Source organism: Streptomyces durocortorensis (assembly GCF_016901035.1).
GTDB lineage: Bacteria > Actinomycetota > Actinomycetes > Streptomycetales > Streptomycetaceae > Streptomyces > Streptomyces durocortorensis.
In genome coordinates this window covers 1-21,041 of sequence record NZ_JAFEUF010000012.1, presented here as the reverse complement: position 1 = coordinate 21,041, position 21,041 = coordinate 1, and the positions used below count along the sequence as shown (strand labels likewise).

The following is a 21,041-nucleotide window of genomic DNA, read 5'->3' as shown; positions in this document are numbered from 1 at the left end:
CGACGCAGAGGAGGACAGGTGAAACCCGAAAAGGACAGCGCCCGGGGCCTGGCGCAGCTGGAGGGCTTCCTGCTGTGGAACGCCGAGGTGGAACGGGCACGACGGCAGGCACGCCGCTTCACCGACGAGTTGCCCTGGCTGACCACGGCGCAGCGCGAGGACGTCGAGCGGGTGTTCATCGCCGAACGCGTCGCCGCCGCCCGGGAGTCGCTCACCCGCATCCGTGACCGCGCGGACGAACTGCGCGAGGAGTACACGGGGCGCTACGCCCGGCTCCGGGCCCGCTGCATCGCCCTCTCGGTCGGTGCGGTGGCCGCGGCGACCTGCCTCGGCACGGCGCTGACGCTGGTCCTGCGCTGATCCCGGTGCGCTCCGGCGTGCTCCGGTGGGGCCGGGTCACCCGGCCGCACCGCACGAGCCCGTGGTATGCCCCCGTGGTACGAGGCTGTGGTACGAGCCCGAAGCACGGGAGCGGAGCCGGAACGGTCAGTGCCGTACCAAGCAGAAGGGGTGGCCGGCGGGATCGGCGTACACGCGCCAGCTCCGCCCCCCGTCCCCGGCGTCGAGCAGAGACGCTCCACGCTCCAGGACCTCCTGGTGCGCCCGTTCCTGGTCGGAGACGCCGAAGTCCAGGTGGAACTGCTGGGGCGGGTCCTGGTCGGCCCAGCGAGGCGGCCGGTGGCCGGCCACCCGCTGGAACGCGAGGACGCGTCCACCGGGCGTGTGCAGGGTGGACCAGTCCGCGTCGCACTCCCACCGCCGGTCGGGGCGGTCGACCTCGCCGCCGAGCAACGACGCGTAGAAGGCGGCCAGTTCTCTCGGGTCCGGGCAGTCCAGGACCACGCACTCCAGCTCAGCGATCATGACCGCATCGTAGGCATCCGCCGGCCACGCCGCGTGCACCGCGTGCGCGGGCTCAGCGGGCCCCGAACACCTGCGTCCACACCGGACCGCCGCCGGAATCCTGCTTCCCCATGCCGATCTCCTTGAACGAGCAGTTGAGGATGTTCGCCCGGTGCCCCGGACTGTCCATCCAGGACTGCATCACGTCGGCCGGCGTCCGCTGGCCCTTGGCGATGTTCTCGCCATAGGTGGACCACCGGTATCCGGCGGCGGTGATCCGGTCGCCCGGATCCCGGCCGTCCTGCGACGTGTGCGAGAAGTAGTCCTGGGCCTCCATGTCGGCGGAGTGCCGCTGCGCAGCCGTGTTCAGGAGGTCGTTGACGGACACCGGACCGCAGCCCTCCTTGGAACGCTCGGCGTTGACCAGCTGGACGACCTGGTCGGCCATCCCCGACGGGGCGGGCGGTGCGGGCGCGGGCGGGTCCGGCTTCGGGGCCGGAGCGGCGGAGCTGGGAGCCGGCGGCGGAGTCGTGCTCTTCTTCGGCTTCGGCTTGGGCTTCGGCTTCTTCGAGGGGCTCGGGGACTCCGACGCACTGGGCGACTTGGACGCCGAGGGGGAGGGGGACGACGTCGGGGCGGCCGGCGTGGGCACCTCCGTACGGGGGGCCGGAGCGTCGGCCGTGACCGTCGTCGCGTCCCGCTCGTCGCCGTCGGTGTAGAGGTGCACCGCCGCACCGCCCGTGCCCAGTGCCGCGACCGCGACCACGGCGGCGACCGCCGAGTTACGGCGGCGCCGCCGGGCCTGCACCCGTCTGCGCTCGGCGCGCCCCGCCCCGGCACTGTCGGCGCCCGGAGCGGGCGCCTGGAGGTGCGCCGCCGTGGCGAGCAGCTCGGGAGCCGCCCCCGCTCCCGCCGCCGCGGCCACCGGGACGAGCGCGAGACCCACCAGCAGCCCCTCGGCGGGCACCAGACCCGAGCCGTGGCCCGAGCACACCGTGCACTCGCGGGCGTGACGGGCCAGCCGCTTGCGCCAGAGGGCGGAGGGGACGCCGTCCCAACCGGCCGTGATGTCCTCCAGCAGCACGCACGGCGGCTCCGCCGCCAGCGCGCCCACCACGACCCTCGCCGCCTCCAGCTGGGCCTTCATCCGCTGCACCCGTACGGCGGTGTGCTGCGGGGAGAGTTCGAGAGCGGCGGCGACCTCGGCCCGGGACAGATGCCCGGCGGTCTCCAGCCACCACAGCGACAACAGGGCACGGTCGTCCTCGTCCAGCCAGCGCGTCGCCTCCGCCACCTGCCGCCGCTGCCCGGTCAGGCCCAGTTCCAGGATCGTCACCTCGACGAAGTCCGCGCGGGGATCCGGCAAGTCGTACGCGGCGTCCAGCCGGTCCGCCGGCATCGCACCCGACTGCTTCTCGCGCCAGTGCGTGCGTATCTCGTTCATGGCTATCGCGACCAGCCAGGAACGGAAACGCTCAGGGTCGCGCAGCTCGGGCAGGCCCCGGAGCATCCGCAGCACCGTCTCCTGCACCACGTCGTCCACGTCCGCATGACCGTCCAGCGCACGTCCGACGACGTTGTACAGCAGCGGCAGGTACGCCGAGACGAGCCGGTCCTTGGCCTGCTGGTCGCCGCCCTGTGCGGCCGCGATCAAGACCGTCGGGTGATCCTTGCCCATGCTGTGCTCACTCTTCCGGGGTCCGGTGCTGTCACTTCCCACACTCGGGAGATGGGGTGAGGGCGGGACGATAACAAGAATCCGGCGGGAAACCCCGGAAACCTTCGCCGCGGCCTTCCGCCGCCCCTGCTTCCGCGGGGCTCGTCGGGCCCACGGAACCACCGGGCACAGCGGCCCCGACGTACTCCGCGCACCGGTCCGTGTCACGGAAGGTGATCCGTGACACGGACCGGTCCCCGGGACTGCAGGCGGCCTGGCATCGGCCGCCCGATCACCGGCGGGGCGGTTCAGGCGCGGGGCGGCCCGTCCTGGTCGCGGTCCGTCCCCAGCTGCTGCTTGAGCTTGTCCTGGGCGGTGTCGACGTGACCCTTGTACTTGCCCTGCGTACGGTCGTCGACCATGTCGCCGGCCTTGTCGACGCCCTTGCCGGCCTGGTCCTCGTGGCCCTTGAGCATCTTCTTGATCTTGTCCATTGCGGACATGCGTCCTCCTCGTCGACTCTGCGCCCCCCCGCACATCAAGGGTCACCGCACCGGGCCCCGCCCGCATCCGCGCCGGGGCCGGGGCGACCCGGGCTGACCGGCCCGGGGAGCGCCGGAAGTGTGAACCCGCGCCGACTGGGCACATACCGTTTGACCAGGAGGAGGTGGTGGCAATGGGCCGCATCCGAGTCGTTGTCCGTCGTCCCCCGCCCCCTTCGGGGCCCCCGCCGCTCGATCTGCGCACCCCGTCGGGCCGCCCTCTGCCGTACTGACCGTCGGCGCCGCCCACCCTCTCGAGGCGCCGGTACGTCCGGACGAGTTGCCGGTGATCCGCGTCCGTACGGGTCACCGAGGACCCCGTGACCGCACGGGTCACCGATGGTCCGGGTGAGGTCCGCCGTCGAGCGGGCCGTGCCGCCGCGGTCTGTCCTCGTACCGGGCCGCGGCCGGCCCCGACAGCGGCGCGAGCTGTTCCACCAGGGCCTCCAGTTCCTCGACGGCGTATTCCGTCTCACGGCGGATGTTCTTGTGCTCCGCGACGATGGCCCCGAGCAGCAGCGCGGTGAGCGCGACGCACCCGTTGAGCAGCGAGAGGTTGGCCATGATCTCCATCAGGCTGTGCCCCGCGAACGGCCCCAGAGCGTCCGTACCGGCAACGATCGCGAGCACCGAGACGACCAGGGCGCACGGCGCACTGCCCGGCAGCTGGAAGCGTAGGGCCGCCCAGATGACCACCGGGAACACCAGGTAGATCATCGACAGCGAACTACGCGTGGCGATCAACGACGACACGACCACGACGGCCGCGAGGACCGACGCCTCCAGCCACCGGTCGCTCGGGCGGGGCCACCGTACCCCGCGCAGGATCAGCAGGACGGGGGTGACCACCAGGACGCCCATGGCGTCCCCCGCCCACCAGGACGCCCAGACCAGCCAGAACCGCCCCGGCGGAACCTTGTCGTCGAGCAACAGGGTGAAACTGCCGATGGTGGCGCTGATCAGCATCCCGGCGAACGCGCCCAGGAAGACCAGACAGACCCCGTCCCGCAGCCGGGCCAGCTCATTGCGGAACCCGACCCTCCGCAGCAGGGCGTACGCGGCCAGCGGAGCGACGGTGTTGCCGAGCATGATGGCCAGACGGCTCACCGTGAACGCGTCGCCGATCTCGGTGACCGTCACCAGCGTGCCCAGCGCGATGCCCGGCCAGACACGGACGCCCAGGCACAGCAGCGCGGCCAGGGCGATACCGGTGGGCGGCCACAGCGGAGTGACGACCGCGCCGTCCACGACCACCTGCCGCATCAGCCCGAGCCGCCCCGCCAGGTAGTAGGCGCCGGCCACGCCCAGCACCTGCGCCACGTACACGGCCCGACGTCTGGCTTCCTTGCTGCGGATCACACGACTCATCAGACACCGACCGCGGCGGGAGTCGGCAGGTGACACGCGCGGTACGGTCCGGCGTCACCGCGCTCCGCGGCGGGCGGCTCCGTGCCGCAGGACCAGCACGGCGGCGTCGTCCTCGTGCCCCGTCAGCTCCGCCGCGCCCAGGACCTCGTCGGCCAGTTGCGGCGCGCGCGCCCGGGGGGGCGCGGCGACCAGCTGACGGACCCGTTCGAGTCCGTCCTCGATCAGCAGCGACGGCCCCTCGACGACACCGTCGGTGAGCAGCACGATCGCCCCGTCGGAGTCGAGGGTGCGTCGGGTGACGGGATAGCCCTCGCCGGGCTCGATGCCGAGCGGCAGGCCGCCCGGGTCCTCCGTGACACCGGACCGGCCCTCCGTGGTGGCCCACACGCACGCCACGTGCCCGGCCCGTGCGCTGTGCAGCTCCCAGGTCGCCGGGTCCAGCCGCATGAACGTACAGGTCGCGAAAAGCCCCGAGTCCACGGACAGCAGCAGATCGTTCGTCCGGCCCAGCACCTCGCCCGGATCGGACGCCGTGCCCGCGATGGCCCGCATCGCGATGCGGACCTGGCCCATGAAGGCGGCCGCCTCGACGTCATGGCCCTGTACGTCGCCGATGGCGAAGCCGAGGGCCCCGTCCGCAAGCGTGAAGCCGTCGTACCAGTCACCGCCGATGTCCAGACCGTGGCGGGCGGGCGCGTAGCGTGCGGCGGACTGGAGGCCGGGGAACGTCGGCAGTGTCGCCGGGAGCATGTCGCGCTGGAGTGCCTGCGCGAGTTCCACCCTGGCCTGGTGGAACTCCACTTCGCGGCGAGCGCGCGCGGTGAGGTCCTGCAAGGTGGTGAGCAGGTCTTCGGCGCTAGCTGAGCGGGGAGTCCGACGCCGGTTCATGTGCCGCTCCGCGGTGCGTTAAGTCCCTGAATCATATGGCGGACACCCCCGGGCGGCGACTGCGGTGACTGCGGCGACCCCGGCGGGCGCCCCGGCAGCCGGGGGCATTCCTCAGGACGGTCGGGCGCGGTACAGATCGCGGAGCAGGGCGATCTCGGCGCCGTGGTGCAGCACCTCCTGGTTGACCCACCAGACGATGTCGACGAAGGGGTCCTCGGCGTCGCTGCCGTTCGGGTAGGTGCTGTACCCGACGGTGTCCAGGGCCGTGTCGTCGGCGGTGAGCAGGGCCTCCCGCCAGGCGGCGGACGCGGTCTCGAAGGCGGCCACCGCCCCGGCGGCGTCCCCCGGCGTGCGATAGCCGTCGCGGGTGAGCGACCTGCTGCCGTGGGTGTGGTCGGCACGGAGGGTGAGCATCTCGGCGAGATGGCTCAGACGCCACGCGAGGGTGGTGAACGGCGGGGGGAACGGATGCGGGGAGTCCGCCGAGTCCCGCCCCCAGTCCCCGGCCCCCGCCAGGGCTGTCGCCCGGGCCCCGGGTTCGTCACCGCGACGGCGTACGGACCAGCAGTCGGGCACGGGCTCCCAGAGGTACTCGTCGTCGCCGAGCGGGGAGACGCCGATGTCGACGCCGTTGCCGCTGTCCATGACGGGACCGGCCAGGCGGGCGAGCAGCCGCTCGCACGCGAAGTCGAACTGTTCCAGCAGCGGGATCAGGCGCGGTGGGAGGGTCATCGGTGGAGCGTGCCACAGCCGAAGGGCGGGCGCGCGCCGATTTCCGGCTGCCAGCCGCCGGCCGCCGGCCGCGGGCCCGGACGGACCGGCACCGGTCGGTGGCCGGATGGACCCTCGTACCGAGCCGTTGTCAGTGCTCGGTGGGATGCTGCCCGCATGGACGAGCTGATGAGGCAGCGACGGGTGTACGGCACCGACCACGACGACCCCCGCCCGGGACCGAGGCCGGGTCACGACTACCGCGAGCTGGTCGCCGGCCCGCTCGACGGGCTGCTCCTCGACGTCACCGGCTGGGGCGACGCGGACCTGCGCGACGGTGTCGGGCTGGTCACCGAGATCGGCGCCTACGGGCCCGGCGGACGCGCCGAGTACGGGCCGCGGTCGCCGGACAGCCACCAGTGGGACTGGCGTGGCGACGTGCGATGACGGAGGCCGGACGGTGATGGCAGGGGCGGCAGGAATCGAACCTGCGACATACGGTTTTGGAGACCGCCGCTCTGGCCGCTGAGCTACGCCCCTTGGTTGCAGGGTGAAGCCTGGCACGCCCCGATGCCCCGGCCAACCGGTTTACGCCCCGATGCCCGGCCAACCGGTTTACGCTCCAAGGCTCCCGCCGCCGACTGGTTTTCGCCCGGGTGCTCCCGCCGACCGGTTCAGGCCCCGATGCCCCCGCCGGCCGGTTCACCGGGCGCGGTCCCCAGCACCGTGGCACGGAAGGCCCCCACCACGGGCCGCAGATCGACCCGGTGCCACGCCGCCCACAGCCGGGCGGACCCGCTGTGCCAGGGCAGTTCCCGCACGGCCACGCCGGGCGCCGTGCCGCGCACCATGCTGCGTTGCACCAGTGCCAGACCGAACCCCGAGGCGACGAGCCCCAGCGCGGTGAGAGGCTCGGCGGCGTCCAGCGTGATGTCCGGGGTGAAACCGGCCGCCACGCACGAGGCGACGAACGCGTCGCGCCACGCCGGGTCGCGGCTGCTCTCCACCGCGATCCACGGCTGCCCGTCCAGATCGGCCGGCACGAGATCCGGCTTGTCCGCCAGCGGATGGCCGCCCGGCAGCACGAGCTGCAGCGGATCCTCCAGCAGCAGCGCCGAGCGCAGATCCGGGTCGTCCTCGGCCGGCGGCTCCTGGACCAGAGCGATGTCCAGGCTGCGCTGCCGCAGCCCCTCGAACTGCTCGGCGCTCTGCTGCCCGTACAGCGCCACATGGATCCCGGGACGCTCCAGACGCAGCGTACGCAGGGCGGCGGGCAGCAGCCCGGTGTGCATGGCGTCCGGTACGTAGCCGACGCAGAGCCCGCCCTCCTCGCCCCGCCCGAGCCGGCGCCCCAGGTTCTCCAGCCGGCCGGCGTGGGTCAGCAGGGCCTGCGCCTCGGCGAGGAAGACGCGGCCGTCCGAGGTCAGGCGGATGCGCTGCCGGTCCCGCTCGAACAGGACCAGGCCCAGCTCCTTCTCCAACTGGGCGATCTGCCGACTGAGCGGCGACTGGGAGATGTGGAGCTGTTCGGCGGCGCGGCCGACGTGTTCCGTCTCGGCGACGGCGACGAAATAGCGGAGTTGGCGGAGATCGAGCATGTCACGTCCTCGTAAGACCTTCGGAGACTCAAGTCAGCCCAGACAAGTCTTGGACAGTCTCAATGCTCGATCCTAACCTCGAATGCGTAAGGCCGACAGAGCGTGCGCAACCGGATATATCCGGACCAAAGCCGCACCAAGGATCGGCTCGTTCCCCACCCTCAAGGACACACGTGAGCATCACCCGCCTCCTCCCCGGCCGCCTCGGCTTCGGCACCGCACCGCTCGGCAACATGTTCCGGGCGATCCCCGACGACGAGGCCGCCGCCACCGTGCAGGCCGCCTGGGACCAGGGCATCCGCTACTTCGACACCGCCCCCTTCTACGGCGCCGGGCTCTCCGAGATCCGCCTCGGCGACGTCCTCGCCCAGCAGCCGCGCGACGCCTACGTCCTCTCCAGCAAGGTCGGCCGGGTCGTCCTGGACGAGACCGAGGACCCCGCCGCCCGCGACCTCGGCGAGAAGGGCGGGCTCTTCGAGCACGGCCGCCCCAACAAGATGGTCAACGACTACAGCGCCGACGCCACCCTGCGCTCCATCGAGGACAGCCTCAAGCGGCTGCGCACCGACCGACTGGACATCGTCTGGGTCCACGACGTCGCCCAGGACTTCTACGGCGACGAGTGGCTCGCGGCCTACGAGAGCGCCCGCACCGGCGCCTTCCGGGTGCTGACCCGGCTGCGCGAGGAAGGCGTCATCAAGGCCTGGGGCCTCGGCGTCAACAAGGTCGAGCCGCTCGAACTCACCCTCGACCTCGACGAACCACGCCCCGACGCGTTCCTCCTCGCCGGGCGCTACACCCTCCTCGACCACGACCGCGCCCTCCAGCGGCTCCTCCCGGCGGCGGCCGAGCACGACGTCGATCTCGTCGTCGGCGGACCGTACAGCTCCGGCGTCCTCGCGGGCGGCGCGCATTTCGAGTACCGGAAGGCCCCCGCGGACATCGTCGCCAAGGTCGAGCGCCTCAAGGTCCTCGCCGAGCAGCACGGCATCGGCATCAAGGCCGCCGCCCTCCAGTTCGCCCTGGCCCACCCGGCCATCGCGGCGGCGATCCCCGGCGCCACCCGCCCCAGCCGCGTCGCCGAGGACCTCGCCGCCCTCGACGAGAAGATCCCCGCGGCCTTCTGGGCGGCCCTGCGCGAGGAGGAGCTCATCTCCGCCGACGCCCCCGTCCCCACCGCCTGAACCACCCGCACCGACCACGTCAAGGAAGTCATCCCCATGGCCGGCACCACCGCCTCCACCGAACTCCCCGTACCCGCCGACCGCGTCTGGCAGCTCATCGGCGGCTTCGACTCCCTGCCCGACTGGCTCCCGTACATCCCGACCAGCGAAGCCGGCGAGGGCGGCCGCGTCCGCACCCTCGTCAACGAGGAGGGAGGCGTCATCGTCGAACGCCTCGAAGCCTTCGACAACGCCTCGCGCAGCTACAGCTACTCCATCCTCCGGGCCCCGTTCCCGGTCACCGGCTACCTGTCCACCATCACCGTGCACGAGGGCGCGACCCCCGACCGGTCGCGCGTCGAGTGGTCCGGCACCTTCACCCCGGACGGGATCGGTGACGACGAGGCCGCCGCTCTCTTCCACGGCATCTACGCCGACGGCCTCGCCGCCCTCGCGCACTCGCTCTCCGGCTGAACGCCACGGGCGCCCGGCAAGCCGGGGGAGCGGCTGGGGGCCGGGCCGGGCCGTCCGATAGGTTGACCGGTCATGTGGGCTTTGAGCGCGGTCGGGTACCGACGGCTGGGTGCGGTGGGATCCCTGGCGATCGTCGTCGGCGGCTGGTTCGCCGGAAAGCTGCCGGTCCACGACCCCTGGGGCCTGTGGACCGACCACGGGTCCGCCACGAAGGCCGTGGCCGCCGCCGTCGCCTACGTCGGACTGACCGTGCTCGTCGTGGCCTGGTGGCAGTACGGCAGGACCGCCTCCACCGTCCGCGACACCCTCGTCACCCTCGCCTGGTGGACAGCCCCCTTCCTGCTCGCGCCCCCGCTCTACAGCGCCGATGTCTACAGCTACATCGCCCAGGGCTCGATGGTCGTCGAAGGGCACGACGTCTACACCGTCGGCCCCTCAGCGCTGGACCCCGGCGGAATCGGCGGCGACGCCGCCGCGAGCGTCGGCAACCACTGGCGCGACACCCCGGCCCCCTACGGACCGCTCTTCCTCCTGATCTCCGCCGCCGTCGCCTGGACCACCGGCGGCACGATCGTCCCCGCCGTCCTGGCGATGCGGCTCGTCGCGCTCCTCTCGCTCGTCCTGATCGTCTGGGCGCTGCGCCGCCTGGCGCGCGAACACGGCCACAGCGAGAGCCGCGCCCTGTGGCTGGGCGCCCTCAACCCGCTGCTGCTGATCCATGTGGTCGGCGGCGTGCACAACGACGGGCTGATGATCGGTCTGATGCTCGCCGGTTTCGTGCTCGCCCTGCGCGGACAGTGGGTCGCGGGCAGCGCCCTCGTCGGCCTCGCCATCATGGTGAAGTCACCGGCGGCCGTGTCGCTCCTGTTCATCGGGGTCCTCGTGCACGCCTCCGCGACGGGCCCCCAGTGGCGCCGCTGGGCCAAGGGCCTGTTCGCGCCCGGCCTGATCGCCTGCGCGGTCGCCGGCGGGGCCACCCTGATCAGCGGCACCGGATTCGGCTGGCTCCACACCCAGGGCGTCGCCGCGAACATCCATACCGCGCTCTCCGTCACCAGCGACCTCGGCCTCGGCCTCGGCGAGCTGGCCCACCTGCTGCTGGACGTCGACGCGGAGCCGGTGAAGTCCGCCGTCCAGACGCTGGGCCTGGCGGTCGCGCTCGGCCTGATCGTCGTGCTGGCCCGCCGTGCGATGCGGGGCAGCATGACGCCCGCCCATGCCCTGGGTCTCTCGCTGCTCGTGCTGGTGGCCCTCTCGCCGATGGTCCAGCCCTGGTACCTGCTGTGGGGCATGGCCGTCGTCGCCGCGACCGAGCAGTACGGCCGCTTCTCCGCCGTCCTGACCGTGCTCTCGGCGGCCCTCGTGTACGAGACCCACCCCATGGGCGCCACCCCGCCCTACGGATTCGCTCTCGCCGGTCTCGCCGTCGTCCTCGGTACGCTCGCGATCCGCCGCGCCCCCGTCGTGCCGCCCGGCGTCCGACTGCCCGGTCGGCGCGGCCCCGAGTGCACAGCGGAGGACCAGCAGCCCTCGACGTCCGCCGCTTCCCCGACTCCGGCCCCGCAGAACGCTCCGTGAACCAATCCTCTCGACGCCCCGCAAGCCCTTCGGCTACGCTGAGCGAGTCCTGTTGTCTCCGATAGAGGTGGACGTTGCGCATCTGAGGTCCGCGATCATCGCGCGGTACGGCCTGGCCCGTACACGGTCACGACGCTGTCGGCATCTCTGCCGCCCGTGACTTCCGCGTGGATGCGACCTCGGTGCTGAGCCGTCCCTCTGCCTCGCAGGACTGTTCTCCCCACCACTTTCCGGCCCCCGGCCGGGTCGCCGCGTGCTGTTCGCATACGAAGCCCCTTTCCCTCTCCACCGCTTCCGACTGCGAGAACCACCATGAGCCATCCCACCGCGCCCAGCGCCTCCCTGGCCGTCTCCCACCTCTCCTTCCAGTGGCCCGACGGCACCAGCCTCTTCGACGGGCTCTCCCTCACGGTCCCCCCGGGCCGCACCGGTCTGGCCGGGGCCAACGGAGCCGGCAAGTCGACCCTGCTCCGCCTGTTCGCCGGACTCCTGCGCCCCGCGTCGGGATCCGTCACCGTCGGCGGAAACCTCGCCTACCTGCCCCAGAACATCACCCTGGACACCGGCCTCCGCGTCGACGCGGCCCTCGGCATCGCCGAGCGGCGGGCCGCCCTGCGCGCCATCGAATCCGGGGACGTACGGGAGGAGCACTTCGAGACCGTCGGCGACGACTGGGACGTCGAGGAACGCGCCCTGGCCACCCTCGGCACCCTCGGGCTCGGGGCCGTCGAACTGGACCGGACCGTGGGGGAGTTGTCCGGCGGGGAGACCGTCCTGCTGCGCCTGGCCGCACTGCTCCTGGAACGCCCGGACGTCCTCCTCCTCGACGAGCCGACCAACAACCTCGACCTGTTCGCCCGCCGGAGGCTCTACGACGCCGTCGACTCCTGGCGCACCGGAATCCTGATCGTCGTCAGCCACGACCGGGACCTGCTGGAGCGCGTCGACCGCATCGCCGAACTGCGGTCGGGCTCGGTGAGCTGGTACGGGGGCGGCTGGTCCGCGTACCAGGAAGCCCTCGCCACCCAGCAGGAGGCCGCCGGGCGGATGCTGCGCGCCGCCGACGCCGACGTACGCCGGCAGCAGCGCGAACTGGAGGAGACCCGGATCAAAGTGGCCCGCCGCCAGCGTCACGACAAGAAGCTGAACGCCCAGCGGAAGGCCCCGCGCATCGTCGCCGGCGAGCGCAAGCGTTCCGCCCAGGAGTCCGGGGACCGGCTGCGCGGGTTGCACGAGGACCGCCTCGACGAGGCCAGGGAGCGCAGGGAGGAAGCCGCCGAAGCCATCCGCCGGGACGCCGAGATCAAGGTGAGCCTGCCCCACACCGCGGTGCCCGCAGGCCGCACCGTCCTGACCGTACGGGATCTGAGCCTGCCCTACGGGCGGCTGCGCGAGGGGGCCCTCCAGGTGAAGGGGCCCGAACGCATCGCCTTGGTCGGCCGCAACGGGGCCGGGAAGACCACCTTCCTGCGCACGCTCACCGGGGAGCTGGCGCCCAGCGCCGGAGAGGCCACGGCGGCGGTGCCGCTGAAGTTCCTCCCGCAGCGCCTCGACGTCCTCGACGACGCCCTGAGCGTCGCCGACAACGTCGCCCGCACCGCCCCGGGTACCACCGACAACCAGATCCGCTCCCAGCTCGCCCGGTTCCTCTTCAAGGGGGCCCGCGCCGAGCAGCCGGCGGGCACCCTCTCGGGCGGCGAACGGTTCCGGGCCGCGCTCGCGGCGACGATGCTCGCCGCCCCCGCTCCGCAACTGCTCCTGCTGGACGAGCCGACGAACAACCTGGACCTGGCCAGCGTGCGGCAGCTGACGAGCGCCCTGGAGTCCTACGAGGGCGCGCTGCTCATCGCCGGCCACGACCTGCCGTTCCTGGAATCCGTGGACATCACCCGCTGGATCCTGCTGGACGACGAGCTGCGGGAGACCGACGCCGAAGAGGTCCGCGAACTGTTCGGAAACCCGGAATCCACCCCGGCGGGCACGGCGTGACCGCACCGGACGAGGTGACCCCGGCCGCACGATCGGAGAAGAAGGTGAGGGAGGAGATCCGGATGGGCGCAGACCCCGGCCCCTGTGTCGTACTGATCACCGGAGTGATGGCGGCGGGCAAGTCCACCGTCGCCCAGCTCCTGGCGGAGAGCCTGCCGCGAGCGGTCCATGTGCGCGGCGACGTCTTCCGCCGCATGATCGTCTCCGGCCGCGCCGAGATGACCCCCGACGAGGCGGAGGAGGCGCGGAGCCAGCTCGACCTGCGCCAGCGGATCTCCGCACAGGTGGCCGACGCCTACGCGGACGACGGATGGACGGCCGTCGTCCAGGACATCGTCCTCGGCGACGACCTGCCGCGCTACGTCGACAGGATCCGCACCCGCCCGCTCCACGTCATCGTGCTCGCCCCTTCACCCGGGGCCGTGCGCGCGAGGGAGGCCGGGCGGGGAAAGACGGGGTACGGGGAGTGGACGGTCGAGGCGTTCGACGCGCACCTGCGGAGCGGGACGCCCCGGATCGGTCGGTGGCTGGACACGACCGGCCAGACACCCGAGGAGACGGTTTCGGCCATCCTCGACGGTCTGCGCGTGTGATCCGCGGAGGCCTCGGGCCGCCGCGGGGTGACACGGCGGGCGGTGCGGGCGGCGGGGCTTTCAGGCCGCCTCGTAGCTGTGGGCCCGCCCGCCCCGCCACTCCACCCAGACCGGGTTGTCGAGGATCCGGTCCGCTTCTTCGAGGCCGGCCTCGCTCAGGAACACGATCACGTCGTGGTCGCTGTGGGCCAGCCCGAGTATCTCGTCCCGGCCTTCGTAGTGCACGGTCACCCGGCGGCCGCCCGAGGGGGTCGGACGGTGGATGACGATCGGGGGATTTGCCATGGGTCCACCCTGCGACGCGCCCCGCCCCCTCGCATCCCCGGCCGCCCTCCGTCGCGAGCGGCCCGTAGACGGTACGGAAACGGCTCCGGCGGCCTCCCCGGGGGCCGCGGCGGCCCTCACCTCCCGGCCGGCGCGAGTTCCACCGTTGTGGTGACGCGCACCAGGGAGGGGCTGCGCGGGGCGGAGCCGAACCCGAAGGCCACGGGCGGATCGAGCGGCGCCAGCGCGCCCAGGCTCACCCCGGCCAGCACGGCGTCGGCGTCCACGACCGGGCGCAGCCCCCGCGCCCCGTACCACTCCCTCCGCCCCGGAGCCGCCTGGCCCAGGGTGCGTACGCCGGGCATCAGCAACCGGGCCGGCACATCGCACAGCGCGGCCCAGAGCGGGCTGCGGGCGAGCGGGGCCGGTACGGCGGACAGCAGCAGGCCGAGGGCGGACCGGCGTCCGGTGCGCAGCCGCAGCCGCAGCGGTCCCGCCTCGACGCACCAGGTGTCGCCGGTGGCGGTGACGGAGGTGACGGTCACGGGCACCACCTCGATCCGGTCGAAGCGGTACGTCGCGGCCACGAAGTCCGCGATCCGCCGGGACGGGGCCAGCAGGACCCGCTCGCCGTCGGGGTGCTCGACCATGACGTCGGCGAACGCCCCGAACGGGGAGCGCGGCCAGTGCCCGACCACCAGCCGGGTACCCGAGGAGGTCCCCACACCGGCGATCCAGCCGTCGAACCGCAGTCGCTCACCTGTCCCTGTCACGCCCGCCAGTCTCCCCCGCCGCGGGCGACGGGGGAGGGACGACGGACGGGGACCGCGGCCGTACGGGCTACTCGAAGCGGGACACGTCCCCGGCTCCGCGACGTACGATCTCGGGCTCGTCGCCGGAGAAGTCGATGACCGTGGTCGGCTCGGTGCCGCAGTCGCCCGAGTCGATGACGGCGTCCACCTCGTGGTCGAGCCGCTCCTTGATCTCCCAGCCCTGCGTCAGCGGCTCCTCCTCGTCCGGGAGCAGCAGGGTGCTGGAGAGCAGCGGCTCGCCGAGCTCCGCGACCAGCGCCTGGGTGACGACATGGTCGGGGATGCGCACCCCGACCGTCTTCTTCTTCGGGTGCAGCAACTGGCGGGGGACCTCCTTCGTCGCCGGGAGGATGAAGGTGTAGCTGCCGGGCGTCGCCGCCTTGACCGCCCGGAACACGTCGTTGTCCACGCGCACGAACTGCGCCAGCTGCGCGAAGTCGTGGCACACCAGCGTGAAGTGGTGGCGGTCGTCGAGATTCCGGATCGACTTGATCCGGCCGATGGCGTCTCGGTTGCCCAACTGGCAGCCCAGGGCGTAGCACGAGTCGGTCGGGTACGCGACGAGCGCACCGGACCGGATGCTGTCGACCACCGTGCTGATGGTGCGGGGCTGGGGATTTGCGGGGTGCACGTCGAAGTACTTGGCCATCCGCCGAGCTTACGCGCTCGGGCACGGCCGGCAGTGGGGTGCGCCGGAAAGCGTGAGAGGCGGGGGGGGGGGGGGGGGGGGGCGGCCGGGGGGGGGGGGGGGCGAGGCGCCCGGGGGGGGGCCCGGGGGGCCGCCCCCCCCCCCGCCGCGCCCCCCCCGCCCCCCGGCCGCCCGGGGCGGGGGCGGGGGGGGGGGGCCCCCCCACGGGGGGGGGGGCGGGGGGGGGGGCGCGGCCCCGCCTCTTCTTCCGCTTCACACGGTGGTGTTCACCGCCGGGCCCGGTCAGACCGCGGCGGCCCCCACCAGCTCGTCCAGGACGTCCTCCATGGTCACGAAGCCGATGACCGTGCCCTTGCCCCCGGCGACCGCCGCGAGATGCGTACCGGCGGCCCGCATCGCGGTGAGGGTGTCGTCGAGCGGGGTGTCGATCTCGACCCGGATGACGGGGTGGAGGGCGCTCTTGGGCAGCGCCTTGGTGCGCTCCGCGACGCCGAGGGCGTCCTTGATGTGGAAGTACCCCAGCAGCCCGTCGTCGGGTCCGGTGACCGGAAGCCGGGAGAAGCCCGAGGCGACAGCGGCCCGCTCCAGACCCTGCGGGGTGATACCGAGGTCGACGGTGACGGTCCGGTTCAGCGGGACCATCACCTCGCCCACCGGCCGCGTCCCCAGTTCCAGCGCGTCCCGCAGGCGCTCGCCGTCCGCCGGGGCGAGCAGCCCGGCGTCGCTGGAGTCCTTCACCAGCCGTACGAGCTCGTCGTCGGTGAACACCGAGGCGACCTCGTCCTTGGTCTCCACCTTGAGCAGCCGCAGCAGCATGTTGGCGAAGGCGTTGATGCCGAAGATGACCGGCCGCAGCGCCCGGGTCAGGGCCACCAGGGACGGCCCCAGCGCCAGCGCCGTGGCGACGGGGGCGGCCAGCGCGATGTTCTTCGGGATCATCTCGCCGATGAGCATGTGGAGATACGTCGCCAGCGTCAGCGCGATCACGAAGGCGATCGGGTGGACCAGCGCGTCGGGCACACCGACCGCGTCGAACGGCGGCTCCAGCAGATGGGCGATGGCCGGTTCCGCTACGGCGCCCAGCACCAGGGAGGAGATGGTGATGCCGAGCTGCGCGGTGGCCATCGCGGCCGACAGGTGTTCGAGACCCCACAGGGTGCTCTTGGCGCGCCGGCTGCCCCGGACGGCCTGCGGCTCGATCTGGCTGCGGCGCACCGAGATGAGCGCGAACTCCGCGCCCACGAAGAACGCGTTGGTGAGGAGGGTGAGCGCGCCGATGGCGAGCTGAATGGTGGTCATCGGGCGTCCTCCTCCACGAGGGCCAGCGCCGGAGCGGGCGCGGTGATCCGGACCCGGTCGGCCCGGTGGTGCTCGATGTCGAGCACGTCGAACTGCCAGCCGTCGACCTCCACCCGGTCGGTGCGGACCGGGATGCGGGCCAGCTGGTTGGCGAGCAGGCCGGCGAGCGTCTCGTACGGGCCTTCCGGCGCGCCGAACCCGATCCGGTCGAGCTGGTCCAGCCGGATGCTGCCCTCGGCCGCCCAGACCTGACGGCCGTCGCCGAGCGGCTCGGCCGGTGCGAGGTCGGGGCGCTCGTGGGGGTCGTGCTCGTCGCGGACCTCGCCGACGACCTCCTCCACGATGTCCTCGACGGTGGCGACCCCTGCCGTACCGCCGTACTCGTCGATCACCACGGCCATCGTCCGGTGCTTGCGCAACTGCGCCAGCAGCCGGTCGACGGGCAGCGAGTCGGGGACGAGGAGCGGCTCGGTGGCCAGCGCGGTGACCGGGGTCCGGGGCCGCTCCGACTCGTCCAGGGCGAGGACGTCGCGGATGTGGACCGTGCCGATCACCTCGTCCAGGCTGTCCCGGTAGACCGGGAAGCGGGACAGGCCGGTGGCCAGGGTGAGGTTGGCGGCGTCGGCGGCGGTGGCGTGCGCCTCCAGCGCCCGGACGTCGACGCGCGGCGTCATCACGTTCTCGGCGGACAGCTCCGCCAGGTGCAGCGTACGGACGAACAGCTCGGCCGAGTCCTGCTCGATCGCGCCCTCACGGGCGGAGTGCTGGGCGAGCGCGATCAGCTCCTGCGGCGTACGGGCGGAGGCCAGCTCCTCGGCCGGTTCCAGGCCCAGCCGTCGCACGAAGCGGTTCGCGGTGTTGTTCAGGTGCCGGATCAGCGGACCGAAAGCGGCCGTGAACGCCCGCTGCGGGGTCGAGACGACCTTGGCGACCGTGAGCGGGCTGGAGATCGCCCAGTTCTTCGGGACCAGCTCGCCGATGACCATGAGGACGACGGTCGACGCAGCCACGCCGAGGAGGGTGGCGACCGTGGAAACGGCACCGTCCGGCAGGCCGACGGACTCCAGCGGGCCGCGCAGCAGCACCGCGAGGGACGGCTCGGCGAGCATGCCGATGACCAGGGAGGTCACGGTGATGCCGAGCTGGGCGCCGGAGAGCTGGAAGGTGAGCCGCTTGGCCGCCTTGAGTGCGCTCTCGGCGCCGCGCTCACCGGCCTTCGCGGCGCGTTCGAGCTCGCTCCGCTCGATGGTCGTGAGCGAGAACTCGGCCGCGACGAACACTGCACAGGCCAGTGTCAGCGCGAGGGCGAGGAGGAGAAGGACCACTTCGCTCACCGTGTCACCTCCGTCCCCTGGTGCGCGGGGTCAGGGATGACACGGTTCGTACTGGGAGGCTCACCCATTGCGGTGCCGCAGCTCCTTCTCTGTTCGGGTCGTCGGGATCGACGGTGGGGGACGGGTGTGAACCCGCCTGATAGATAGTAAAGGGAACGCAAAGCAATGGGGAGTGGCGGGTGTCACACGGAGTGCCGTGCAGGGGAAATACCTCGCGGCGGGTGACGGGGAGCGGATTCCGGGCGGCCGCCTGCGATCTGGGTGGCCGGAACTGTGCGTAGCGGTCGCGGGCTTGGGAAATCCTTTGCTTTCCGGGAGGTTCTGCCCGGCGAGGTGGCTCACGCGGCCTCGATCGCCCATCCACAGAAGGAGCGGACGCCGCACATGGTGTTCAAGAAGTTGCTCGGAGCCCTCGGGGTCGGTGGACCCTCGGTCGACACCGTTCTGCAGCCCGGCCCGGCGCTGCCCGGTGGTCTCCTCTCCGGAGAGGTCCGCCTGCGGGGCGGCGGGTCGGACGTGACGGTCGACCGGATCTCCCTTCTCCTCGTCGCCCGGGTCGAGAGGGAGGACCTGGAGGAGGAGGCCGAGGGCACGGTCGTCCTCGAACGGTTCACCGTCGGCGGTGGGTTCCGGCTGGCGGAGGAGGCCGAACACACGGTGCCCTTCACCGTCACCCTGCCGTGGGAGACGCCGGTCACCGAGCTGCACGGCCAGCACCTCGGGCCCGTCCTCGGCATCCGCACGGAGCTGGAGATCGCGGGAGCCCGGGACAAGGGCGACCTCGACGCGCTCGCGGTGGGACCGCTGCCCGCGCAGGAGGCGATCCTGGAGGCCTTCGGGCAGCTCGGTTACGCGTTCAGGTCCGCGGACCTGGAGCTCGGCCACATCCGGGGCACCGGTCAGCAGCTGCCCTGCTACCAGGAGATCGAGATCCTCCCGCCGGCCGGCCACGCGCACGCTGTGAACGAGATCGAGGTGACCTTCATCGCCGCACCGGGCGGTCTGGAGGTCGTGATCGAGGCGGACAAGCGCGCCGGGCTCCTCTCCGAGGGCCACGACACGGTCCACCGCTTCACTGCCTCCCACCACGCGGCCCCGCAGACCGACTGGAACGCCCAGGTCGACGCCTGGCTGAAGGAGGTCATCGCCGGCCGTGAGGGGTACGGCACGCCGTCCCCGTACGGAGACCACCACGGCGAACCCCACGGAGACCGGCACCGTTCGGGCCCCGGCGCGGGTGCGGTGGTGGCCGGGGTCGCCGCGGGCGTGGCCGTGGGCGTCGTCGGCGGCATGGTCGCGGCCGAGGTCGTCGACGAGATCGGCGACGCCCTCGCGGACGAGGGCGAGGAGGACGCGGGGGGCGACGACGAGGGCTGACCGAAGGGGCCGGGGCCGGGCCGGAAGGGGATCAGCCCGTCTTCCGGCCCGCTCCATCCGGGCCCAGTCGGTCGGCGAGGGCGTCCAGGTCCGGGAGGAACCAGATGTCCTGCCCCCGGTTGGCTTCGCGGACCAGGTCGGGCAGGGCCGAACTGGCAGCCAGGTGGCGGCCGATGTCCCCGATGACGACCAGGCGCAGCCGGTAGTTGGCGAACTTCTGCAGGATGTCTCCGGCGAGGCCGGTGCTCAGGTCGAAGAACCGGTCGTCCAGTCGGGGGGAAGGCACCGCGACCACCTCCGCGCCCGTGAACGCGGCACCGATCAGATGGTCCAGGGCGTCCTGGACGGTGCCGATCGACACTCCGTCGGCCTCGCACACCAGAACCGGAACGCCGTGCTGCTCGACGATGTCAGGCACGGTCCGCCCCCTTCTCGTCCACGGCCGGGGACGAGGAGGTGAAGAGGCCGCTGTCCGGGCCGAGCAGGCCGTCGATCAAGTGGAGCAGGTCGGCGGTGGCGGTGGCTCCGCCGAGTACGACGATCTTCATCCGGGTCCGCTCCTTGTCGTAGACCGTCTGGATGCGCAGGGACTCCGATGCTCCCCGGGCCGACTGCGCGCTTGCTGTCAGGAACGTGCTCAGGCGGTGCGCTGCATCCGGACCGAGCGCGTCGATCTGCACGACGCTGGAGACCTCCACGTGCCCGCCCGCGGTGGCCGCTGATGGCCCGGGGGCGGTACCGCCCTCGGATGCACCGGTCAGGGCTTCGAAGTCCTCCCTGCTGACCCGGTACTGCTTGCCGATCCGGACGGCCTTGAGCCGCCCGTCGCGGACGTAGTTGCGGACGGTCCGTACATGCAGGCCCAGACGCTCGGCCACCTCGCCGATCGAATAGAGCTCGCGCTCATCGCTCCCCATGGCGACTTAACATACTCCAAACTTCCCTATGTGTCACTTCAGGGAAGAAGATAGAGAAGGTTAGAGAAGTATGCTCGTTTGGTCGCGCTCGGCGGGTGCTGCGGATCCCGGGTAGGAAGGTGAGAAGCCAACGGCCGCCCACGTGGACAAGGAGCCCCATGAATCCCGGAACCCGGCCGCCCGATCCGCGGCACCAGCGTCCCGAAGGCGTCACCGACACGACCGTCGAGGCCCTCGGAGCCCTGTCGAAGGCGCTGGAGACCGCCGAGCGGGCCCGTGGCTCCCTCTACGACTTCCACCAGCTCACCGGTAGCGCCGACCTGGCCCTCGACGAAGCCGTACGACTGCTCCGCGCCGCAGGACACGGGCCACAGGCCGACCAGGTCGAACGGGAGATCCTCGGCCGCAACGTCATCCCCGGGCACTGGACGTTCCAGATCGTCGAGGAGTACAACACCACCTACTACGACGTCTTCCGGACGATCGAACGGCGGGTCCGACAGGAGCTCGCCGAGGGCCGCGACCACCTCTACGAAGCCGAGATGAAGGCGGCCCGGCGGACCGAGGGGCATCCGGACCACACGGCCGACTGACGGGCTGGGCCTGAGGAGTTGAGACCGGCGCACCCCGGCGTACGTCCCGCGATCCCGGGCATACGGAGGTCACCGCTCGGAAGGAGCTCCCCATGCTCGGTATAGCTGCCGCAGTGCTGTTCTTCATCGCGTTCCTGATCAACGCGGCCGACATCTCCACCAACGACGTTTTCGCGTCGACCAACGTGATGCTGCTCGGCCTCATGCTCCTCGCCCTCCACGTCGCGGGCGTGGGCGCGGGTACCCGGATCGGCGGCTCGCGCAGGCGCTGAACCGTCCCCTCCGCTGCGGGGCCCCCCCGCCGGGGGGGGGGGGGGGGGCCGCCTCGACGTCCGAAGCGCGGCGGACGCCCGTACGGTCCTGCACTCCGCCGTGGACGACGGGGCCTCCGC

General features: G+C 72.3%; 24 protein-coding genes, 1 tRNA gene and 1 pseudogene. 11 read left to right on the top strand and 15 right to left on the bottom strand.

Annotated elements, in window-relative coordinates:
* The first annotated feature begins 18 nt into the window (after positions 1–18).
* Positions 19–360: a hypothetical protein gene (locus JS521_RS04420; protein ID WP_205081390.1), complete on the top strand. Its 342-nt coding sequence runs from the start codon at positions 19–21 to the stop codon at positions 358–360.
* A gap of 126 nt (positions 361–486) precedes the next feature.
* Here JS521_RS04420 and JS521_RS04415 read toward each other — a convergent pair whose 3' ends face one another.
* The 6 genes from JS521_RS04415 to JS521_RS04390 form a co-directional block, all read right to left on the bottom strand.
* Positions 487–864 (bottom strand): VOC family protein, encoded by a 378-nt coding sequence (locus JS521_RS04415; RefSeq protein WP_205081389.1) that lies wholly within the window; start codon positions 862–864, stop codon positions 487–489.
* Positions 865–916: 52 nt separating this feature from the next.
* Complete coding sequence (locus JS521_RS04410; protein WP_205081388.1) at positions 917–2,521, bottom strand: sigma-70 family RNA polymerase sigma factor; 1,605 nt, start codon at positions 2,519–2,521, stop codon at positions 917–919.
* 287 nt (positions 2,522–2,808) lie between these two features.
* Positions 2,809–3,003 carry an antitoxin gene (locus JS521_RS04405; protein WP_023607830.1) on the bottom strand — a complete coding sequence of 65 codons (195 nt, stop codon included), beginning with the start codon at positions 3,001–3,003 and terminating at the stop codon, positions 2,809–2,811.
* Between the two features lie 372 nt (positions 3,004–3,375).
* A complete protein-coding gene (locus tag JS521_RS04400; protein WP_205081387.1) occupies positions 3,376–4,401 on the bottom strand; it encodes an MASE1 domain-containing protein in 1,026 nt (341 codons plus the stop codon).
* Between the two features lie 63 nt (positions 4,402–4,464).
* Positions 4,465–5,298 carry a PP2C family protein-serine/threonine phosphatase gene (locus JS521_RS04395; RefSeq protein ID WP_205081386.1) on the bottom strand — a complete coding sequence of 278 codons (834 nt, stop codon included), beginning with the start codon at positions 5,296–5,298 and terminating at the stop codon, positions 4,465–4,467.
* Between the two features lie 111 nt (positions 5,299–5,409).
* Positions 5,410–6,030, bottom strand: a complete 621-nt coding sequence (locus tag JS521_RS04390; RefSeq protein ID WP_205081385.1) for a DinB family protein — start codon at positions 6,028–6,030, stop codon at positions 5,410–5,412.
* Between the two features lie 156 nt (positions 6,031–6,186).
* Between JS521_RS04390 and JS521_RS04385 the strand changes: the two genes are divergently transcribed.
* A complete protein-coding gene (locus tag JS521_RS04385; RefSeq protein WP_205081384.1) occupies positions 6,187–6,456 on the top strand; it encodes a hypothetical protein in 270 nt (89 codons plus the stop codon).
* A 17-nt stretch (positions 6,457–6,473) separates the two neighbouring features.
* On the opposite strand, the gene JS521_RS04380 is transcribed toward JS521_RS04385, so the two are convergent.
* A tRNA-Trp gene (locus JS521_RS04380) sits at positions 6,474–6,549 on the bottom strand.
* Between the two features lie 134 nt (positions 6,550–6,683).
* Positions 6,684–7,607: a LysR substrate-binding domain-containing protein gene (locus JS521_RS04375; protein WP_205081383.1), complete on the bottom strand. Its 924-nt coding sequence runs from the start codon at positions 7,605–7,607 to the stop codon at positions 6,684–6,686.
* Between the two features lie 173 nt (positions 7,608–7,780).
* Between JS521_RS04375 and JS521_RS04370 the strand changes: the two genes are divergently transcribed.
* From JS521_RS04370 to JS521_RS04350, 5 genes are all read left to right on the top strand, one after another.
* Positions 7,781–8,791, top strand: coding sequence for an aldo/keto reductase (locus tag JS521_RS04370; RefSeq protein ID WP_205081382.1), 1,011 nt, complete (start codon positions 7,781–7,783; stop codon positions 8,789–8,791).
* 36 nt (positions 8,792–8,827) lie between these two features.
* Positions 8,828–9,244 (top strand): SRPBCC family protein, encoded by a 417-nt coding sequence (locus JS521_RS04365; protein WP_205081381.1) that lies wholly within the window; start codon positions 8,828–8,830, stop codon positions 9,242–9,244.
* Positions 9,245–9,316: 72 nt separating this feature from the next.
* A complete protein-coding gene (gene mptB, locus JS521_RS04360) occupies positions 9,317–10,822 on the top strand; it encodes a polyprenol phosphomannose-dependent alpha 1,6 mannosyltransferase MptB (protein WP_205081380.1) in 1,506 nt (501 codons plus the stop codon).
* Between the two features lie 312 nt (positions 10,823–11,134).
* Positions 11,135–12,811 (top strand): ABC-F family ATP-binding cassette domain-containing protein, encoded by a 1,677-nt coding sequence (locus JS521_RS04355; RefSeq protein WP_205081379.1) that lies wholly within the window; start codon positions 11,135–11,137, stop codon positions 12,809–12,811.
* Between the two features lie 62 nt (positions 12,812–12,873).
* On the top strand, positions 12,874–13,404 hold the full coding sequence (locus JS521_RS04350) for an AAA family ATPase (protein WP_205081378.1): 531 nt from the start codon (positions 12,874–12,876) through the stop codon (positions 13,402–13,404).
* A 60-nt stretch (positions 13,405–13,464) separates the two neighbouring features.
* On the opposite strand, the gene JS521_RS04345 is transcribed toward JS521_RS04350, so the two are convergent.
* The 5 genes from JS521_RS04345 to JS521_RS04325 all read right to left on the bottom strand — a co-directional run bounded on the left by JS521_RS04345 (position 13,465) and on the right by JS521_RS04325 (position 17,762).
* The gene (locus JS521_RS04345; protein ID WP_065480053.1) at positions 13,465–13,689 is read right to left on the bottom strand and encodes a hypothetical protein; all 225 of its coding nucleotides are present in this window, start codon (positions 13,687–13,689) and stop codon (positions 13,465–13,467) included.
* Positions 13,690–13,805: 116 nt separating this feature from the next.
* Positions 13,806–14,441: a hypothetical protein gene (locus tag JS521_RS04340; protein ID WP_307847768.1), complete on the bottom strand. Its 636-nt coding sequence runs from the start codon at positions 14,439–14,441 to the stop codon at positions 13,806–13,808.
* Positions 14,442–14,508: 67 nt separating this feature from the next.
* The gene (locus JS521_RS04335; RefSeq protein WP_205081377.1) at positions 14,509–15,129 is read right to left on the bottom strand and encodes an L-threonylcarbamoyladenylate synthase; all 621 of its coding nucleotides are present in this window, start codon (positions 15,127–15,129) and stop codon (positions 14,509–14,511) included.
* A gap of 282 nt (positions 15,130–15,411) precedes the next feature.
* Positions 15,412–16,428 (bottom strand): hemolysin family protein, encoded by a 1,017-nt coding sequence (locus JS521_RS04330; RefSeq protein WP_205081376.1) that lies wholly within the window; start codon positions 16,426–16,428, stop codon positions 15,412–15,414.
* Positions 16,425–17,762: a hemolysin family protein gene (locus JS521_RS04325; RefSeq protein WP_205081375.1), complete on the bottom strand. Its 1,338-nt coding sequence runs from the start codon at positions 17,760–17,762 to the stop codon at positions 16,425–16,427. Before JS521_RS04325 ends, JS521_RS04330 begins: the two co-directional genes overlap by 4 nt.
* Before the next feature lie 384 nt (positions 17,763–18,146).
* Here JS521_RS04325 and JS521_RS04320 point away from each other — a divergent pair, with 384 nt between their 5' ends.
* Positions 18,147–19,139 carry a sporulation protein gene (locus tag JS521_RS04320; protein ID WP_205081374.1) on the top strand — a complete coding sequence of 331 codons (993 nt, stop codon included), beginning with the start codon at positions 18,147–18,149 and terminating at the stop codon, positions 19,137–19,139.
* A gap of 31 nt (positions 19,140–19,170) precedes the next feature.
* Here JS521_RS04320 and JS521_RS04315 read toward each other — a convergent pair whose 3' ends face one another.
* Positions 19,171–19,557 (bottom strand): DUF4180 domain-containing protein, encoded by a 387-nt coding sequence (locus tag JS521_RS04315; RefSeq protein ID WP_205081373.1) that lies wholly within the window; start codon positions 19,555–19,557, stop codon positions 19,171–19,173.
* Complete coding sequence (locus JS521_RS04310) at positions 19,550–20,056, bottom strand: helix-turn-helix domain-containing protein (RefSeq protein WP_205081372.1); 507 nt, start codon at positions 20,054–20,056, stop codon at positions 19,550–19,552. Before JS521_RS04310 ends, JS521_RS04315 begins: the two co-directional genes overlap by 8 nt.
* A gap of 158 nt (positions 20,057–20,214) precedes the next feature.
* Here JS521_RS04310 and JS521_RS04305 point away from each other — a divergent pair, with 158 nt between their 5' ends.
* From JS521_RS04305 to JS521_RS04295, 3 genes and pseudogenes are all read left to right on the top strand, one after another.
* Complete coding sequence (locus tag JS521_RS04305) at positions 20,215–20,649, top strand: hypothetical protein (RefSeq protein ID WP_205081371.1); 435 nt, start codon at positions 20,215–20,217, stop codon at positions 20,647–20,649.
* 92 nt (positions 20,650–20,741) lie between these two features.
* On the top strand, positions 20,742–20,921 hold the full coding sequence (locus tag JS521_RS04300) for a hypothetical protein (protein WP_029182475.1): 180 nt from the start codon (positions 20,742–20,744) through the stop codon (positions 20,919–20,921).
* A gap of 13 nt (positions 20,922–20,934) precedes the next feature.
* Positions 20,935–21,041: pseudogene (locus JS521_RS04295) on the top strand (anti-anti-sigma factor); the annotation flags it as partial.

What these genes read in the sequence shown, in the direction of transcription:
- JS521_RS04395 (WP_205081386.1), bottom strand. Translation starts at nt 5,298, where the DNA reads ATGAACCGGCGTCGGACTCCCCGCTCAGCTAGCGCCGAAGACCTGCTC.
- JS521_RS04350 (WP_205081378.1), top strand. Translation starts at nt 12,874, where the DNA reads ATGGGCGCAGACCCCGGCCCCTGTGTCGTACTGATCACCGGAGTGATG.
- JS521_RS04375 (WP_205081383.1), bottom strand. Translation starts at nt 7,607, where the DNA reads ATGCTCGATCTCCGCCAACTCCGCTATTTCGTCGCCGTCGCCGAGACG.
- JS521_RS04300 (WP_029182475.1), top strand. Translation starts at nt 20,742, where the DNA reads ATGCTCGGTATAGCTGCCGCAGTGCTGTTCTTCATCGCGTTCCTGATC.
- JS521_RS04335 (WP_205081377.1), bottom strand. Translation starts at nt 15,129, where the DNA reads ATGGCCAAGTACTTCGACGTGCACCCCGCAAATCCCCAGCCCCGCACC.
- JS521_RS04320 (WP_205081374.1), top strand. Translation starts at nt 18,147, where the DNA reads ATGGTGTTCAAGAAGTTGCTCGGAGCCCTCGGGGTCGGTGGACCCTCG.
- JS521_RS04385 (WP_205081384.1), top strand. Translation starts at nt 6,187, where the DNA reads ATGGACGAGCTGATGAGGCAGCGACGGGTGTACGGCACCGACCACGAC.
- JS521_RS04405 (WP_023607830.1), bottom strand. Translation starts at nt 3,003, where the DNA reads ATGTCCGCAATGGACAAGATCAAGAAGATGCTCAAGGGCCACGAGGAC.
- JS521_RS04415 (WP_205081389.1), bottom strand. Translation starts at nt 864, where the DNA reads ATGATCGCTGAGCTGGAGTGCGTGGTCCTGGACTGCCCGGACCCGAGA.
- JS521_RS04345 (WP_065480053.1), bottom strand. Translation starts at nt 13,689, where the DNA reads ATGGCAAATCCCCCGATCGTCATCCACCGTCCGACCCCCTCGGGCGGC.
- JS521_RS04365 (WP_205081381.1), top strand. Translation starts at nt 8,828, where the DNA reads ATGGCCGGCACCACCGCCTCCACCGAACTCCCCGTACCCGCCGACCGC.
- JS521_RS04355 (WP_205081379.1), top strand. Translation starts at nt 11,135, where the DNA reads ATGAGCCATCCCACCGCGCCCAGCGCCTCCCTGGCCGTCTCCCACCTC.
- JS521_RS04390 (WP_205081385.1), bottom strand. Translation starts at nt 6,030, where the DNA reads ATGACCCTCCCACCGCGCCTGATCCCGCTGCTGGAACAGTTCGACTTC.
- JS521_RS04330 (WP_205081376.1), bottom strand. Translation starts at nt 16,428, where the DNA reads ATGACCACCATTCAGCTCGCCATCGGCGCGCTCACCCTCCTCACCAAC.
- mptB (WP_205081380.1), top strand. Translation starts at nt 9,317, where the DNA reads ATGTGGGCTTTGAGCGCGGTCGGGTACCGACGGCTGGGTGCGGTGGGA.
- JS521_RS04310 (WP_205081372.1), bottom strand. Translation starts at nt 20,056, where the DNA reads ATGGGGAGCGATGAGCGCGAGCTCTATTCGATCGGCGAGGTGGCCGAG.
- JS521_RS04410 (WP_205081388.1), bottom strand. Translation starts at nt 2,521, where the DNA reads ATGGGCAAGGATCACCCGACGGTCTTGATCGCGGCCGCACAGGGCGGC.
- JS521_RS04305 (WP_205081371.1), top strand. Translation starts at nt 20,215, where the DNA reads ATGAATCCCGGAACCCGGCCGCCCGATCCGCGGCACCAGCGTCCCGAA.